13 protein-coding genes and 1 pseudogene are annotated in these 16,028 nt (G+C 61.4%); all 14 read left to right on the top strand.

Annotation, left to right across the window (positions count from 1 at the left end; all coding sequences use genetic code 11):
* Positions 1-193, top strand: a pseudogene (locus AC6CDK_RS10325) (ASKHA domain-containing protein); the annotation flags it as partial.
* Between the two features lie 52 nt (positions 194-245).
* Positions 246-1,811 (top strand): bifunctional phosphoribosylaminoimidazolecarboxamide formyltransferase/IMP cyclohydrolase, encoded by a 1,566-nt coding sequence (purH, locus tag AC6CDK_RS10320; protein WP_192905622.1) that lies wholly within the window; start codon positions 246-248, stop codon positions 1,809-1,811.
* Positions 1,812-1,839: 28 nt separating this feature from the next.
* Entirely contained in the window at positions 1,840-3,111 is a 1,272-nt protein-coding gene (gene purD, locus AC6CDK_RS10315; protein ID WP_066357021.1) for a phosphoribosylamine--glycine ligase, read from the top strand.
* A 14-nt stretch (positions 3,112-3,125) separates the two neighbouring features.
* A complete protein-coding gene (gene purE / locus AC6CDK_RS10310) occupies positions 3,126-3,635 on the top strand; it encodes a 5-(carboxyamino)imidazole ribonucleotide mutase (RefSeq protein ID WP_192905621.1) in 510 nt (169 codons plus the stop codon).
* A gap of 130 nt (positions 3,636-3,765) precedes the next feature.
* Positions 3,766-4,041: a cytochrome c7 gene (locus tag AC6CDK_RS10305; RefSeq protein ID WP_039642908.1), complete on the top strand. Its 276-nt coding sequence runs from the start codon at positions 3,766-3,768 to the stop codon at positions 4,039-4,041.
* Positions 4,042-4,240: 199 nt separating this feature from the next.
* Positions 4,241-5,605 (top strand): cytochrome c biogenesis protein ResB, encoded by a 1,365-nt coding sequence (locus AC6CDK_RS10300; RefSeq protein ID WP_039642909.1) that lies wholly within the window; start codon positions 4,241-4,243, stop codon positions 5,603-5,605.
* A 21-nt stretch (positions 5,606-5,626) separates the two neighbouring features.
* On the top strand, positions 5,627-6,478 hold the full coding sequence (gene ccsB, locus AC6CDK_RS10295; protein ID WP_039642911.1) for a c-type cytochrome biogenesis protein CcsB: 852 nt from the start codon (positions 5,627-5,629) through the stop codon (positions 6,476-6,478).
* A gap of 272 nt (positions 6,479-6,750) precedes the next feature.
* The gene (locus tag AC6CDK_RS10290; RefSeq protein WP_237560668.1) at positions 6,751-7,605 is read left to right on the top strand and encodes a cytochrome c3 family protein; all 855 of its coding nucleotides are present in this window, start codon (positions 6,751-6,753) and stop codon (positions 7,603-7,605) included.
* A 14-nt stretch (positions 7,606-7,619) separates the two neighbouring features.
* Positions 7,620-8,612: a cytochrome c3 family protein gene (locus AC6CDK_RS10285; protein WP_014551365.1), complete on the top strand. Its 993-nt coding sequence runs from the start codon at positions 7,620-7,622 to the stop codon at positions 8,610-8,612.
* A gap of 55 nt (positions 8,613-8,667) precedes the next feature.
* A complete protein-coding gene (locus AC6CDK_RS10280; protein ID WP_039642912.1) occupies positions 8,668-9,753 on the top strand; it encodes a 6-bladed beta-propeller in 1,086 nt (361 codons plus the stop codon).
* Positions 9,754-10,329: 576 nt separating this feature from the next.
* Positions 10,330-11,028: a cytochrome c3 family protein gene (locus tag AC6CDK_RS10275; protein ID WP_014551367.1), complete on the top strand. Its 699-nt coding sequence runs from the start codon at positions 10,330-10,332 to the stop codon at positions 11,026-11,028.
* A 161-nt stretch (positions 11,029-11,189) separates the two neighbouring features.
* Positions 11,190-13,448 carry a hypothetical protein gene (locus tag AC6CDK_RS10270; RefSeq protein ID WP_226048414.1) on the top strand — a complete coding sequence of 753 codons (2,259 nt, stop codon included), beginning with the start codon at positions 11,190-11,192 and terminating at the stop codon, positions 13,446-13,448.
* A gap of 74 nt (positions 13,449-13,522) precedes the next feature.
* A complete protein-coding gene (locus AC6CDK_RS10265) occupies positions 13,523-14,524 on the top strand; it encodes a glycosyltransferase family 2 protein (RefSeq protein ID WP_192905620.1) in 1,002 nt (333 codons plus the stop codon).
* On the top strand, positions 14,521-16,020 hold the full coding sequence (locus AC6CDK_RS10260; protein ID WP_192905619.1) for a tetratricopeptide repeat protein: 1,500 nt from the start codon (positions 14,521-14,523) through the stop codon (positions 16,018-16,020). Before AC6CDK_RS10265 ends, AC6CDK_RS10260 begins: the two co-directional genes overlap by 4 nt.
* Positions 16,021-16,028 lie beyond the last annotated feature (8 nt).

Genomic DNA, 16,028 nt, shown 5'->3' with positions numbered 1-16,028 from the left:
CACGGAAAAGATGGTACAAACGACCCGTTTCGTCCGGGAGGGTGCCCTGGCCGGTGTCGAAAAGGCACTGACCGCCCCGGAGGGGTTCGAGGCCGTTGATCGACTGGCCCGGGCGCTCCGGGTGATTCCCCTCTCGGGTACGCCTGCCTTTGAGAAACACTTTCTGAAGCACATCGACTTCCCGTCTCGCTAACATCCGCCACGGAGCTCCGTGGTGATCTCAGCTCATGTCAAAGGGGTAAACCATGGCAAAGATAACACGTGCGCTCATCAGCGTCTCGGACAAGACTGGCATCCTCGATTTCGCCCGGGAACTGGCCGGCTACGGCGTGGAGATCCTCTCCACCGGCGGTACCGCAAAGCTTCTCCGCGACGCGGGACTCGCGGTCAAGGACGTTTCCGATTTTACCGGTTTCCCGGAGATGCTCGACGGCCGGGTCAAGACGCTTCACCCCAAGGTCCACGGGGGCCTTCTGGGAATGCGCTCCAACCCAGACCATGTGGCAACCATGAAGGCGCACGGCATCGAGCCCATCGACCTGGTGGTGGTGAACCTCTACCCCTTCGAGGCCACCGTGGCCAAGCCCGACAGCACCCTGGAAGATGCCATCGAGAACATCGATATCGGCGGTCCCACCATGCTCCGCTCCGCGGCCAAGAACAACGCCGACGTGACCGTGCTCGTGGATCCGGTGGATTATCGGCCGGTTCTCGATGAGATGAAGGCATCCGGCGGCGCCGTGTCCCGGGAGACCAACTTCCGCCTGGCGGTGAAAGTCTACCAGCACACCGCAGCCTATGACGGCGCCATTTCCAACTGGCTCGGCGCCCGGACCGGCGAAGGGATCGCCACCTATCCCGACACCGTCACGCTTCAGTTCAGAAAGACCCAGGAGATGCGCTACGGCGAGAACCCCCACCAGGGTGCCGCCTTCTATGTGGAGCGCCAGGTGAAGGAGGCGTCCGTTGCCACTGCCCGCCAACTCCAGGGCAAGGAGCTTTCCTACAACAACATCGCCGATACCGACGCTGCCCTGGAGTGCGTGAAGCAGTTCGCCGAAGGCCCCGCCTGCGTCATCGTGAAGCATGCCAACCCCTGCGGCGTGGCCGTGGGCGGGACGCTGCTGGAGGCCTACGACCGGGCCTATGCCACCGACCCCGAATCGGCCTTCGGGGGCATCATCGCCTTTAACCGGGAACTGGACGCCGACACGGCGCGGGCAATCTGCGACCGCCAGTTCGTGGAGGTCATCATCGCTCCCGCCGTATCGCCGGAGGCCACGGAAGTGGTTGCCGCCAAGAAGAACGTGCGGCTCCTGGAGTGCGGCACCTGGCCGGAGAAGCCGCAGCCGCGCCTCGATCTGAAGCGGGTGAACGGCGGCATCCTGGTGCAGGACACCGATCTCGACCTGTACGCCGAGCTGAAGGTCGTGACCACGCGGCAGCCCACCGAGCAGGAGATGAAGGACCTGCTCTTTGCCTGGCGCGTGGCCAAGTTCGTCAAGTCCAACGCCATTGTCTACGGCAAGGGCAATATGACCATCGGCGTGGGGGCCGGCCAGATGAGCCGGGTCAACTCCGCCCGCATCGCCGCCATCAAGGCCGAGCACGCGGGGCTCGAGGTGAAGGGGGCCGTCATGGCGTCCGACGCCTTTTTCCCCTTCCGCGACGGCATCGACAACGCGGCTGCCGTGGGCATCACCGCGGTGATCCAGCCGGGCGGCAGCATGCGCGACGCCGAGGTGATCGCCGCCGCCGACGAGCACGGCATGGCGATGGTATTCACCGGCATGCGGCATTTCAGGCACTGAGACACGGAACGATCACGGGGAGGAACCCATGAAGGTATTGGTAATCGGAGGCGGCGGGCGGGAGCATGCCCTGGTCTGGAAAATCGCCCAGTCGCCCCTTGTCGGCAAGGTGTACTGCGCGCCGGGAAACCCCGGCATCGGCCTTATCGCCGAGAACGTTCCCCTGGCGGTGGACGACCTGGACGGGCTCGCCGCGTTTGCGACGGAGCAGGCCATCGACCTCACCGTGGTGGGGCCGGAACTGCCTCTTTCCCTCGGCATCGTTGACCGGTTCGAGGAAAAGGGGCTGCTGATCTTCGGCGCCCGCCGGAATGCCGCCATCATCGAAGCGAGCAAGGCGTTTTCGAAAGACCTGATGAACAAGTATCAGGTACCCACCGCCGCCTATGACGTCTTTACCGAGGTGGAGCCGGCCGTGGCCTTCATCGACCGGGTAGGGGTGCCCATCGTCGTCAAGGCGGACGGGCTGGCCGCGGGCAAGGGGGTCATCATCGCCCATACCCGTGAGGAAGCCGTTGGCGCCGTGACGGACATGCTGTCGGGCAACGCCTTCGGCGATGCCGGTTCGCGGGTGGTCATCGAGGAGTTTCTCACCGGGGAGGAGGCATCGTTTCTCGCCTTCACCGACGGCAAGAACATCATCCCCCTGGCCAGCGCCCAGGATCACAAGGCGGTCTTCGACGGCGACACGGGGCCCAATACCGGCGGCATGGGCGCCTATTCTCCCGCGCCGGTGGTTACCCCGGCCATCCATGACAAGGTCATGGCAGAGGTGATGCGCCGGACCGTGGACGGCATGGCTGCCGAGGGGCGCCCCTATCGCGGAGTGCTGTATGCCGGGCTCATGATCAACGGCGATCAGGTGAAAACCCTCGAATTCAACGCCCGTTTCGGCGACCCCGAGTGCCAGCCGCTGCTCATGCGGATGAAGTCGGATATCGTGCCCGTGCTCCTGGCGGTTGCCCGGGGTGACCTGTCGGGCATTGAGCTCGAATGGCACGACAAGGCCGCCGTTTGTGTCGTCATGGCCGCCGGGGGATATCCCGCCGATTACCGGAAGGGAGACGAGATCCGGGGGCTGGAGGATGCGGCCCGCATGGAGGATCTGTTCGTGTTCCACGCCGGCACATCCCGGAAAGACGGCCGTATCGTCACCAGCGGGGGGCGGGTGCTGGGGGTTACCGCCCTCGGCGCCACGGTGGGCGAGGCCATTGATCGCGCCTACCGGGGGGTCCAGGCAATTTCGTGGGACGGCGTCCACTACCGCACAGACATCGGCGCCAAGGCGCTCACGCGTTGACAGGGGAGGTTGCGATGGAAAACCCTCAGGTGCTCATCATCATGGGGAGCGATTCGGACGTTCCCGTCATGGAAGAAGCGGCAAAGGCCCTTGATGCCTTCGGCGTGACCTGGGAAATGCGGGTGGCGTCAGCCCACCGTTCGCCGAAAAAAGCGGCGGGTCTCGCCTCGGCCGCGGCCGCGCGCGGCGTGAAGGCAATCATTGCCGGCGCCGGCGTGGCTGCCCACCTTGCGGGGGTCCTCGCCGCCGAGACCATCCTTCCGGTTATTGCGGTGCCAATGCCGGGAGGGGCGCTCAACGGCGTCGACGCCCTGTACTCCATGGTGCAGATGCCGGGCGGGATTCCGGTGGCCACCATGGCCATCGGCAAGGCAGGAGCCAAGAATGCCGGTCTGTTCGCGGTGCAGATCCTGGCCCTCGGCGATGCCGCCATGGCCCGCAAGCTGGTGGAATACAAGGCGGCCATGGCGGAAGAGGTGGAGGCCAGGGACCGGGATCTCCAGGCTCGGTTGGGCCGGATGTAGAGGAATATTAACTTGCTGTAATTGTGCGGGTTTGGCAGCGGGTCCAGCAGCTTTCCGCTTGACAAAATCTGCATCTGCTGTATAACAAATTGCGATTTTCATCAACCTGTTAGAAAGGGGTAAGAATCACATGAAAAAGGTTATTGCTTCTCTCGCGCTGTCCGTATTCTGCGCCGGCCTCGCCTTTGCCGCCGACGACATCGTCCTCAAGGCCAAGAACGGTGATGTGAAGTTCCCGCACAAGGCCCACCAGAAGGTTATCCCCGACTGTAAGAAGTGCCACGAGAAGGGCCCGGGCAAGATCGAGGGCTTCGGCAAAGAGATGGCCCACGGCAAGGGGTGCAAAGGCTGCCACGAAGAAATGAAGCAGGGGCCGACCAAGTGCGGCGAGTGCCACAAGAAGTAATGATTGCTTGATCTTGCTTCTTTGTGATGTACCAAAGGGATAACAGGGATTTACTGTTATCCCTTTTTCTTGACCGAGAAAATAATTAAATTAAATTAACTGTTTGTTTTTTCCGGATATTTTTGTTTATAATCGTCTCTGCCCTGGTCGGGGGTCTGGCATTGACGACCATAATCCTAAACATTGCGGGAGCGTTACCTTGACAACCAGCGATCGCGGCTTCTTGCAGGCACTGTGGGATTTTTTCTGTTCCCTCAAGTTGGCTATTTTCCTTCTCATTCTCCTGGCGGCAACGTCCATCATCGGTACGATCATTCCGCAGCAGAACCCGCTTCCCCCTGAGTATCTCGCAGCCATAGGCGGCACGGGAGGCATGAAGTTCAAGGTCTACTCGACCCTCGGCTTTTTCGACATGTACCACTCCTGGTGGTTCATCCTGCTGCTCTATCTGTTCACGGTCAACATCGTTGCCTGCTCCATCAAGCGGCTGCCCCGGGTATGGAAAACCATCTCCGAGCCTACGCTCGTCATGGACGAGGGCTTTGAGCGGACCCTGACGCTTACCCATGATTTCAAGAAAGAGGGTGATGCGGCTGCCCTCAACGAGAAGATGAAGACGTTCCTCAAGGGCGAATTTGCCGAGCCGGTGGTGACCGAGCGGGATGGAGAGTTCCATCTCTTCGCCCAGAAGTCGCCGTACAGCAGGCTGGGTGTTTATGTGGTGCACCTGAGCATCGTCATCATCTTCATCGGCGCCCTGCTCGGATCGTTTTTCGGCTACAAGGCCTATGTGAACATCGTTGAAGGCTCGGGAACCTCCACGGTCATGTCTCGCAAGGGCGTGCCGATCGATCTCGGCTTTACGGTCAAGTGCGAGGATTTTTCAGTTTCGTTTTACGACACCGGCGCCCCCAAGGAGTTCAAGAGCCTCCTCACCGTCATCGACGGCGGCAAGGTGGTCATCGACAAGCGTCCGGTCATCGTGAACGATCCGCTGACCTACAAGGGAATTACGTTCTACCAGTCGAGCTACGGTCCTGCGGATGAGGGCGGCCTCTATCACCTCACCGTGCGCGAGCGCAAGGGGGGGGCTCCCGTGCGGGTTTCGCTATCCATGGGAGAGCGGAAGGTTCTGCCCGACGGTTCCGCAGTCCAGCTCCTGGAGGGCACTGACGAGATCGGACGCTTCATTCCCCAGTTCCGGGGACCGGCGGTGAGGGTCGCCGTTGAGCCCAAGAGCGGCGAACCCCAGGCGTTCATCGTGTTCCAGAACTATCCGGAATTCGACGTCCAGCGTGGAGCGGACCTTATCTTCACCTACGAAGGGGCCGATCTCAAGATGTTCACCGGACTTCAGGTTGCCAAAGACCCGGGCGTCTGGGTGGTGTGGCTGGGGTGCACCCTGATGGTGGTTGGCTGCTGCATGGCGTTCTTCATGTCCCACAAGCGGATCTGGATACGGGTTCGCAAGGGGCATGTGACCCTCGGCGGCACCGCCAACAAGAACCAGCCGGGATTCCAACTCGCCTTCGACGCCCTTGTCGAAAAACTGAAAACTCTGTAAGTACGGGTGGAGGATTGACCAATGACCAGTTCCATGCTGTTCAACATCACGACGTTCTCCTATCTGGTCTCCATGCTCGCCTTTTTTGCCTTCCTGGCGAGCAGGAACCGTCATGTGGGGATGGCGGGAAGTCTCATTTCCTATTTTGGCTTCTTCGTCCACACGGCCGCCATTTTGCTCCGCTGGAAAGAGTCCTATGACATCGGGCACGGCCACGCTCCCCTGTCGAACCTCTACGAGTCGGTGGTTTTCTTTGCCTGGACCATCGTTCTCATCTTCGGCATCATTGACCTGAAGTACAAGTACCGGGTCGTGGGCGCGTTCGTCATGCCCTTTGCGCTCCTCGGCATGGCATGGGCCCAGTTGACGCTCAACAGCGGCATCGAGCCCCTTGTTCCTGCGCTCCAGAGCAACTGGCTGCTCTATCACGTCGTCACCTGCTTCCTGGGCTATGCCGCCTTTGCCGTTGCCTGCGGCATCTCCATCATGTATCTGATCAAGGCGGGGAAGGAGGATTCGTCCCAGTCGGCGCAGGCCGGCGGAATCATCTCCATGTTCCCGCCCACGAAGATCCTGGATGATCTCAACTACAAGGCGATCATGATCGGGTTCCCGCTGCTCACGCTCGGCATCATCACCGGCGCGGCATGGGCCAACTACGCCTGGGGCACCTACTGGAGTTGGGACCCGAAGGAAACCTGGTCGCTGATCGTCTGGTTCGTGTATGCCGCATTCCTGCATGCCCGCTTCACTCGCGGGTGGGTCGGAAAGCGCGCCGCCATCCTTTCCATTGTGGGATTCGCGGCCACCATCTTCTGCTACCTCGGCGTGAACCTCCTTCTCTCCGGTCTCCACAGTTACGGAGGAGGGTAGGCCTTCCGTTGGCAGTGCTCTTGCATTGCTTGCAGGGCATGCCTGACAATTTTTCCCGACATACCCTCATCGCTTCGGCGCCCATACGGGCGCCGAAGTTCGTGCGTTCCGCCATGAAAGCGCTGTTGGCCGGCAGTGTTTGTCGCCTTCTGGCTGTTTCCCTCGTTATGTCAGCCACTTCCCTTTGGTCGGCGCCTATCCCCGGCATCCCTGACGGATGCGCCACGCGTTGTCACAGGAGCAAGGCCCGCGATGGCGTAGTGCATGGGCCGGTGGCCTCCGATGATTGCATCGCCTGTCACAATCCCGTCGGTGCGGCGGTCCACCCCAAGCAGCAGGGGGCGTTCCGGCCTGTGGCGAAAGGTGCTGCCCTCTGCCAGATCTGCCATGAAAGCATGGCATCGAAGAAGGTGGTTCATCCCCCGGTTGGCGGAGGAGAGTGCCTCTCCTGCCATGACCCTCACCAGTCGGCCAATCCGTCACTTCTCAAGGCGCGCGGTGCTGCGCTCTGCTTCGGTTGCCACGATGCCGCTGCCTTTTCCTTCCGCCATGGCCATCTGCCCGTCACCACCGGCGAATGCCTGAAGTGCCACGACCCCCATCAGTCAGACTCACCGAGGCTTCTCCGCGGGAGCGGGGCGGCTCTTTGTTTCCGGTGCCATGACGAAAAAATGGCAGCGGGCCGGTCAATTCACCAACCCGTGGCGCGGGGAGAGTGCTGCGACTGTCATAACCCGCACGGGTCCTCCTTCCCGAAGCTTCTGCGGAATGCCTATCCCGAGGCGCTGTACCTGAGCTACGAGCAGAATGACTTTGCCCTCTGTTTCACGTGCCACTCCCGCCAGATGGCCGACGACCGCCGCACGGATACCCTCACCGGCTTCCGCAACGGTGACTATAATCTGCACTATCTGCACATCAACAAGCCCGACAAGGGGCGTTCGTGCAAGACCTGCCACGACGCCCATGCGGCGCCGCAGCAGCGGCTTGTCAAAGAGCGGATTCCCGGCTTCGGCAGTTGGGACATACCCATCCGATACACAAAGACGGATACCGGCGGCACCTGCGTTGTGGGGTGCCACAAGCCGAAATCCTACGACAGGCTCCGCGCGGTGAGCAACCCGTAGCGGCTGGAGGATACATGCTGGGGAAAGGACTATGGCTGGCCGTCTGTGCCGTGATACTGCTGGGCACGCCGGCGACGGCGGGCACAATCGCCTTTGTGGCGCCGACGCCCAATACCTGGGTCGGCCGATCGGATCATCTGGTTCTCAAGCTGAACAATCCCGAAATCACCGCTGTCCGCATCAATGTCAATGGTGTTGTCGGCGATATGCTGGCTATCTCGTCGCCCGAGTACCGCAAGGCCTTCCAGGATTTCCTCATCGTGCAGCCCCTCTGGGATCAGGGCCGCAACGAAGTCTCCGTTGAGGCGTATGCCGGCAAAGAGCGGGTCGAGACCACCGTTGCGACCGTCTATTACGCTCCTGGCAGGGATGGTGCGACGGTGCCGCCCGAGTTCAAGCCGTTTGCCTTCCATGTGGCCGATACGGAGAGCAGGTGTGCCGGTTGCCACAACATGGCGCCGAGCCCGGCCCAGCTTCTGAGCACCCAGGAGCGGGAAAACCCCTGTTTCGGCTGCCATCGCGGCATGCTCAAGGTGGCGTTTGTCCATGGCCCGGCCGGGACTTACTCCTGCGTCTATTGTCACAAGGAAAAGGCATCCCCGAAATATTCGGTGCCCAAGCGCGACAGTGCGCTCTGCGTCGAGTGTCACGAGGACAAGTCAACGGATTTCGCCAAGCGGAAATACGTTCACGGCCCCATTGCCGGCGGCATGTGCGAGGTATGTCATGATCCCCACGGCAGCGCCAACCGGGCCCAGTTGCGGATGCCGATCAACACGCTCTGTCTTTCCTGCCATGAGGCCGTTGCCAGGAGGCCCCATATCCTGAGGACACCGTCGGGAGAGGGGCACCCGGTAAGCGGCAGGAAAGACCCCTCTGCGTCAGCCTCGGGGCGGGACATGTCGTGCATATCATGCCACAATCCCCATGCGGCGGATGTGCGTTATTTCTTTGTGAATAACGCGGAAGAACGCATGGCATTGTGCCAGATGTGCCATAACAAGTAGACTAGGGCTGGCGGCGTACGATTGCCGGACTATTCTCATGGAACGAGGTGACCATATGAACGTTCTGAAGCTCATCCGCAGGTTCGTCGGTGCGGCCGTCCTGTGCGCCCTGTGCGCCGGCTGCGCAGGACAGCAGGTCCGGGAGGAGCGGCGCTACTTCTGGCCGCCGCTGCCCGAGCGTCCCAGGATCGAATGGCTCGGTGCCTACAGCAGCCAGAACGACTTCCCGAAGCAGGGATTCGCGTCGTTCATGGCAGCCATTGCCGGGGAAGAACAGGCCATGAGCCTGACCAAGCCGCTGGATGTCTATGCGGATGGCCAGAACAGGATTTATGTGGCAGATCCGGGCCTTCGCGGCGTGGTGGTGTTCAACATGAAAGAGCGGAGCGTGTCGATGCTCGGCGGACCCCAGGCGGCTAACCAGTTTACCACCCCGGTTTCGGTCACTGGTGATTCCCAGGGGAATATTTACGTTTCCGATGCGGAAAAGGGGGGGATACTAGTTTTTGACAGATTTGAGGTGCCGCGTCGTTTTATCGACACCAAAGCTACTGTCACGAGGAACACTGACATCGCCGTGGATGAAAAGCGTCAGAGAATTCTCGTGGTGGATGCGCGCGAGCACCGGATTGCCATCCTCGACATGCAGGGGGGGCTGCTTTCCGCCTTTGGAAAACGTGGCATCGAAGACGGCGAATTCAACTTTCCCGTGGCGGTGGCCATCAATCGCAAGGGGGAGATCATCGTAGGCGATGCCATGAACGCCCGGGTTCAGATCTTCGATCAGGACGGGAAGTTTCTCCGCAAGTTCGGGCGCCGGGGCGACGGGCCGGCCGATTTCCAGATCATGAAAGGCGTGGCCGTCGACTCGGAGGATCATATCTATGTGACCGAGGGAAAAGGTCACAAGCTCATTATCTTCGGCACCAACGGCGAGTATCTTCTCACCGTGGGCGGACTCTACTCCGCCATCACCACCGGCAAGCAGGCCCCCGGCGGATTCGTCATTCCTCAAGGGGTCTTCATTGACGACAAGGACGTCATTTACGTGGTTGACCAACTCAATCGGCGGTTCCAGGTGTTCCAGTACATCTCCGACGATTTCCTCAAGCGCAACCCCATCCCGGGATGGCAGGAGTAATATCGGTTCCTTCGCCTGCCAGGAGTCTGTCCGACTTGGGAAATCAAAGCGAAAGCTCGGCTGGCCCAGGGCAGATTGTGTCGATTGCGCAGGTCAATTGTCATTTCACTGGCAGAAAAACCGGCGAAATATGAACCGACCAGACGGATTTGCAGCGGCTTTACGCTAAGTCAGACAAACGCCCGAAACCCGCGGTTTCCGAAGAGCCCTCGCCAGCATGGTTGCTGTCGGGGGCTCTTCTTATTTTTGTCATCAACAAGTTATTTAGCGGATGTATTGAGTGTCAGTGCCATCTTCCCTTCGGTTCTGTAGCGAGTTGCGGTTAGTGCCAAAAAAATGTAGCGCTATATGGCGTTCGAACTTCTCGGAAATACGTCCCGGGACAACGTTGCCGAGAGAAATAGGCTTGATTGGTGTAATCCGTGTGCGTGTATCCAACCGTAATTATTGATCTCCAGGTCTTTTATGAGAAGGCGTTGAATATTGGCGTGCTGGTTGCATTGTGTATCTCATCCATTGGTATCAACGCGAACGGCTGAGAAAGCACATAGTACCCACGTGAAAGGAGAACGCAGCATGAGAAGCGAAGCAAAAATCGGATTGGCCCTGACCGCACTCCTGGTGGCCGTTACCGCGGCGGGAGCCGCCAGCATCAAGAATACCAAGCACGACCTGAGTTCCGGAAGCACCGGCGCCACATTCAAGGCGACGAACACCGACCAGATCTGTGTGTTCTGTCACACCCCGCACAACTCGGTGCAGGACATTCCCCTCTGGAACCGCGGCAACCCCACTGCCACAACCTTTACGCTCTACTCCTCCAGCGGCATGAACAACGCGCCGGTCAAGCAGGGCTTTACGGCCGACTCCATCTCGCTCTTCTGCATGAGCTGTCATGACGGGGCCACCGGCCTGGGTGGCGCGGTGCACAACGACCCCAACGGCGTGGCAATCACCATGGTGGGGGGGAACGATGTGATCACCGGCGATGCCAACCTGGGCACCGACCTGAGTAATGACCACCCGGTCAACTTCCTGGTTACCGCCTCCGGAATTGCCGCCGACGGCAACCTGGGCGCCCTCGATACCGGTACCAACCCGCCGACCATGAAGACCGCGGACGTGACCAACGGCCTCCCCCTCTTCAGGTCCGCCCGCGGAGCCACGACCCTCGAGTGCGGCAGTTGCCACAAGGTCCACGACAACACCGACGCTCCGTTCCTCCGTACCACCATGGCGGGCAGCAAGCTCTGTCTCGGCTGCCACAAGAAGTAGGGGGACCTCTCCGGAACGAGGGTGGACTCTGGTCCACCCTTTTTTACGCAGCGGTCCGGCTTGTGGTGCCTGCAGCCGGTCGCCCGGAGGGTGGTTTCTCGTGGAGTGGGTGTGAACGTGTTGCCGTCTCCGGCGGAATGCCGGAGTGATCCGTGGGTTCCATGACGCTAGGACGCATGCACATAGGGCTGGCGTCAGTGTCGGTCTTGGCCGGCCTGGTTCTTTGCTCGCCCGCATCGGTGCGGGCCGGTATTTCCGGCGAGGCGGAGCTGGGATACGTGCGCTATGAGGCCGATGCCAACGGCTCCCGGATCAGCGATGCCCATTCGTTCTATCAGCGCTACTCCTTGCTGTATGAGACATCCGGCGAGCTTTACAAGGGCAGGGTCGGGCGCTACGACCTTGCCCTGGGCTACGAGTGGGGCTCCTTTGATACGAAGATAAAGAATCCCTCCAATCCCACCGACCCCCAGACCAACTACAACCCCTCCGTCAGTGCCGGGCATTTGCTGTATCGCGGCGAAGTGGTGCTCGATCCGCTGGAGCTCCCCCTGCGGCTCAGAGCCTACAGCTATGACACGAACCGGATCAACATGCACGAGGACCTGTCCGGCATTGACGGTTCGTCGATCTTTGCGCCGAGGCTGATCACCAACCTTTACGACGGTACCCACATCAATAGCGGCGCAACCCTGGTCTTCGGGGTCAAGAACGGCCTGACCAATGGTTATAACGCCATTTTCCGGCATATCCCGCTGGTCATGCTCGACTACCGCGACGATCTCAACCGGGACCTGAAGAGTCTGACCCCCGTGGATACGCGCATGCGCCGTCTGGCCTTCGTGAGCCTGAACAAGAGGGACAACTGGTTCCACTACCGGACCACCGACTTCAGGGACTACCTCAACACCGACCAGTCCTTCAAGGAAACCCAGATGCAGATCGGCACGGTCGATCACCTGCTGGCGCGGCGGTGGATCGACCTGACCAACTGGGTGAAGATCTCGGCCGACGGCCAGTTCACCAAGCACGCGAGTTCAATGCCGGCCAACTCCTTTGAAGCTTACGAGCTTAACCTGTTCGCCGTGGCTTCCCGCAAGACCTGGGATGCACGGACCTTTTCCAGCTTTTCCCGGCTGCTCGACGATGAAGGGATTACCCTGGAGCGGACGGTGCCCTTCTATGCAAGCGGTGTCCTTGGCGCCGATGTGGACTGGAAGGCCAGCCTCTATTCCAATGAAAAGCGGATTCAGTCCCCCAGCGGCAGCGTGGTCAACAACTCCAACTACAACGCTTCGGTTCGCGCCGACATGTTCCGGCGCTCTCCCTTCACTCTGGGGGTGGTGGTGCGTGGGGAGAGCACCGAGAGTTACGGCTCGAAACTGCTTTCCTTCGAAGGAGGCGTCGAAACGGCAAGCACTGCGCGCCTTTCGCGTGACTACAGCCTGTCGGGGAGCTATACGGTCAAGTACTTCGATGCGACCGGCGGTACCGGTTCGGGCGACGGCTACCTCAACCAGAACGTCCTTGGCCGTGTGGCGTATGTGGCATCGCCCACCTGGCGTTTCGAGGTGGAGGAGGACCTGTCCGCGGCCAGCGGCACCAATCCGCGCAACTTCAACAATTCGGCGATCACCGTGAACAGCGGATTCAGCAGCGGCACGAGCACGGTATCGGGCTCTGCCATCTCGTTCCAGCGCCGCAACAGCGAAATCGACGAATATGTCCGCTCCGTTACCACGGTCAGCGCGGCCTGGCGTCCCTTCTCCCGCACCTCGCTCAGCTTTTCGGTCAGCGAAGACGTCCTCATGCAGTCGGGAGCGCCGACCGACTTCCTGACCACCTTCCGCAGTACCATCGACTACAGTACGCCGACCTTTTTGGCCCGGATGCGCAACAGCTACAACGTGCGGATGGTCGGTGGCGAGAGCATCGACTATCTGGAAAGCGTGGGCACCCTGGAATACCGTCCCGTCCGGCAGTTGGAGGGACTTCTCACCTATACCTACAACGTGGGCGACGTGGACGTGAACACCAGGAGCGAGTTTCTGGACCTGCGGCAGCGGCTGGGTTACAGCTTCTACACCCTGAGCGGGGCGAACAGGAAACTGCTGGAACTCTACGAGGAGTTCACCTATAATCGCACCCTGAACACGGGGACGGTGGCCAACGAGCTCAACACCACCAGGCGGTTTACCCTGGGCGCGCGGTATTTCCCGCTCCGCAGCCTGTTTGTTGGGGCGGATGCGCGCTACTCGCTCATCGAGCCGGGAAGCATCACGGAGCAGCTCTATACCGGCGTGGTGGGACTCAATTTCCGGAAACTCCAGGCTAACCTGGAGTATACCTACGGCAAGCGGGACGGCAGCGACAACCGGATCGAGAAGCGGATCGCCGCAAACATGAAGAAGTTTTTCTGACAACGGGTTCCGTCGCCCCTGCTGGATACCAACTGTGAAAAAACCGGGCCGGACCCGGTTTTTCTTTTGTCGCCATGGCCGATTCCATTACCTTTTCCATTATCATTCCCGTGAAGCCGGGCGGAACCGTCCGTGCCCTCGATCGCCTCAGGTCGGTCGCGTATCCCTCCTCGCACATGGAGGTCCTGGTGGCCGAGGGGACGCGGCCGAGCCGTCAGCGTAACCAGGCTGCAGCCGCTGCAGCGGGCGAGATGCTCTACTTTCTGGATGACGACTCTCTGGCCTCACCGGATTTTCTGGCGCGGGCGGCGGCGCATCTGGCCGATCCCTCCGTAGCCGCCGTGGGCGGCCCGTCGCTCACTCCTGCATCCGACAGCCGATTCCAGCGCGCCATCGGCGTCGTTCTGGCGTCACGGCTGGGTGGGGGCGGGGCGCGCAACCGCTACCGCGCCACCGGCAGCCCACGCCGGACGAGCGAGCGGGAACTGATCCTGTGCAACCTGGCCATGCGCCGGGATGTCTTCCTGGCGGAGGGAGGCCTTGACGAGCGGCTCTACCCCAACGAGGAGAACGAGCTCATGGACCGGATCTCGAAGCGGGGAATGGGCCTCGTGCACGACCCGGACCTGGCTGTCCGGCGGAGCCAGCGATCTACGTTCCGGGCGTTTGTCCGCCAGTTTTTCGGCTACGGAAGGGGGCGCGGAGAGCAGACCCGCATTGCCGGTGTGCGCTCTGTGGTTGATTTCCTGCCAACGGTGTTTCTGATCTACCTGCTTCTCCTGCCGGTCGCGCCCTGGGCTCCCTGTTTCCTGCCTGCCGCCCTCTACGGTGCGGCGGTGATGGTGTCGGCCCTGTCGGGCGCCGTGCGTTCGCGCCTCTATGCCGCATTGCCGTGGCTTGTGGTGCTCTATCCGACACTCCACCTCTGTTATGGGGCCGGCCTCTTGAAAGGCCTGCTGACACCCCGCTTCAGGTCGGAGGCAGGGGAAACCGCGGCGGTCACGATCCGTTGCATCAAGGAGTTCGGCGCTCCCTGGCATCTGCCTGCCCACGGTACCGGGGAGGTTCCACAATGACGGCATCGCCGCTGCCGCACAAGCGCATCCTGCTCGTCTTTTTTCTTCTGGTGACCGTGACGGTCTACGGGAACACTTTTTTCAACCAGTGGACCTATGACGATATCCCCGTTGTCCTGAAGAACCCCGATGCCCACTCGCTTGCCGGTTTTGCCCGGAACACGATGCCCGGCCGCCCCATGCGCGAGCTCACCTACATCCCCGACCATCTCCTGTTCGGCGACCAGCCCGCCGGCTATCGCATCCAGCAACTGGCCTGGCACGGAGTGAACGGACTGCTGCTGGTCGCCCTGTTCCACGCCCTGGGGGTAGAGCTTCCCTTTGCCCTCATGGGGGCGCTTCTCTTCCTGGTGCACCCCCTCCAGTCCGAGTCGGTGGCCGGCATCGCGCACCGCAAGGAGTTGCTGGCCCTGCTCTTTGCCCTCGGTGCCGTGCTCTGCTTCGTGGGGAGTTTCGCCGCCGCCGGGGGGCGGCGCCTTGCCTTGTGGCTCGCTGCTCTTGCCGCGTACGGCGGCGCACTCCTTGCCAATGAGGCCACGGTGACGCTGCCGCTCGTGGCTCTCCTCTACGAATGGCTGATGGTGGAACCGGGGAAACGGGTGCTGCTCAGGCGCCCCCTCGTGGCACTTCTCTTCCTCGTGGCGGCCGGTGCGGCGCTCATGTACCGGTTCCGGGGGCTCCTGGCCCCTGAACATTTGCTCACGGTCTATTCCAAGAACAGCTTTGGTGCTTCGGAGAGCTATCTTCCCCTCTTCATGGGTGCCATGAAGGCCTTCGGATTCTATCTCTCCAAGATCGTTCTCCCGGTCCGCCTGGCCCCCGAGTATGTTTTCCGGCTCTCCGAAAGCCTCTGGCAACCGTGGGCGTTGCTGTCGCTCGGGCTCCTTGCGGCAGTGGCAAGCGCGGCGGTCTTTCTCCGTCGCCGGCTTCCCCTGGTATCGTTCGGTATCGGCTGGTTCCTCATCTTCTGGCTGCCGGTTTCCAACCTGGTTCCCGTGGCCTACCTGGCGGCGGACCGGTACATGTACCTCTGCCTTCCCGGCGTTGGGCTCGTCCTGGCGGGCTGTCTCCAGCGCTGGCCCCACCGGAGGTTTGTCGGCGCCTCCTGCCTCGTGATTGTTGTGTTCGCCGGGCTCACCGTGATACAAAACGGGTACTGGCGCAGCGAACATACCCTCTGGCGGCATGCGGTCAGGGTCAATCCCGACTCTACCTGGGTGCGCGAGACGGTGGGGCTGAGTTACCTGCTGACGGGGGATTACGAGCAGGCGGCGGCGCATGCGCGGGAGGCGCTGCGGATCGACCGGTTCAACATCCGGGCGTACCTGACCCTGGCCAAGGCCGAGGAGCGGCGCGGCAATCTGGCCGAGGCGGTGCTCAATTACGAGAAGTTCACCATGTTCGGCGCCATGGAGTACCCGGACGAAGCCGCCCAGGTCAGGCTCTATCTGCCTGTCCTGCGGCAGCGTCAGGCAGTGCAGAAGCAACATCAGTGAGGTGCCCG

It is taken from the genome of Geobacter sp. PheSNFMC (assembly GCF_059620965.1).
The sequence above is the reverse complement of the archived record's forward strand: the minus strand, read 5'-3'. Positions and strand labels throughout refer to the sequence as shown.

What these genes read in the sequence shown, in the direction of transcription:
- AC6CDK_RS10265 (WP_192905620.1), top strand. Translation starts at nt 13,523, where the DNA reads ATGGCCGATTCCATTACCTTTTCCATTATCATTCCCGTGAAGCCGGGC.
- purD (WP_066357021.1), top strand. Translation starts at nt 1,840, where the DNA reads ATGAAGGTATTGGTAATCGGAGGCGGCGGGCGGGAGCATGCCCTGGTC.
- AC6CDK_RS10285 (WP_014551365.1), top strand. Translation starts at nt 7,620, where the DNA reads ATGCTGGGGAAAGGACTATGGCTGGCCGTCTGTGCCGTGATACTGCTG.
- purE (WP_192905621.1), top strand. Translation starts at nt 3,126, where the DNA reads ATGGAAAACCCTCAGGTGCTCATCATCATGGGGAGCGATTCGGACGTT.
- AC6CDK_RS10280 (WP_039642912.1), top strand. Translation starts at nt 8,668, where the DNA reads ATGAACGTTCTGAAGCTCATCCGCAGGTTCGTCGGTGCGGCCGTCCTG.
- AC6CDK_RS10260 (WP_192905619.1), top strand. Translation starts at nt 14,521, where the DNA reads ATGACGGCATCGCCGCTGCCGCACAAGCGCATCCTGCTCGTCTTTTTT.
- ccsB (WP_039642911.1), top strand. Translation starts at nt 5,627, where the DNA reads ATGACCAGTTCCATGCTGTTCAACATCACGACGTTCTCCTATCTGGTC.
- AC6CDK_RS10270 (WP_226048414.1), top strand. Translation starts at nt 11,190, where the DNA reads ATGACGCTAGGACGCATGCACATAGGGCTGGCGTCAGTGTCGGTCTTG.
- AC6CDK_RS10275 (WP_014551367.1), top strand. Translation starts at nt 10,330, where the DNA reads ATGAGAAGCGAAGCAAAAATCGGATTGGCCCTGACCGCACTCCTGGTG.
- purH (WP_192905622.1), top strand. Translation starts at nt 246, where the DNA reads ATGGCAAAGATAACACGTGCGCTCATCAGCGTCTCGGACAAGACTGGC.
- AC6CDK_RS10305 (WP_039642908.1), top strand. Translation starts at nt 3,766, where the DNA reads ATGAAAAAGGTTATTGCTTCTCTCGCGCTGTCCGTATTCTGCGCCGGC.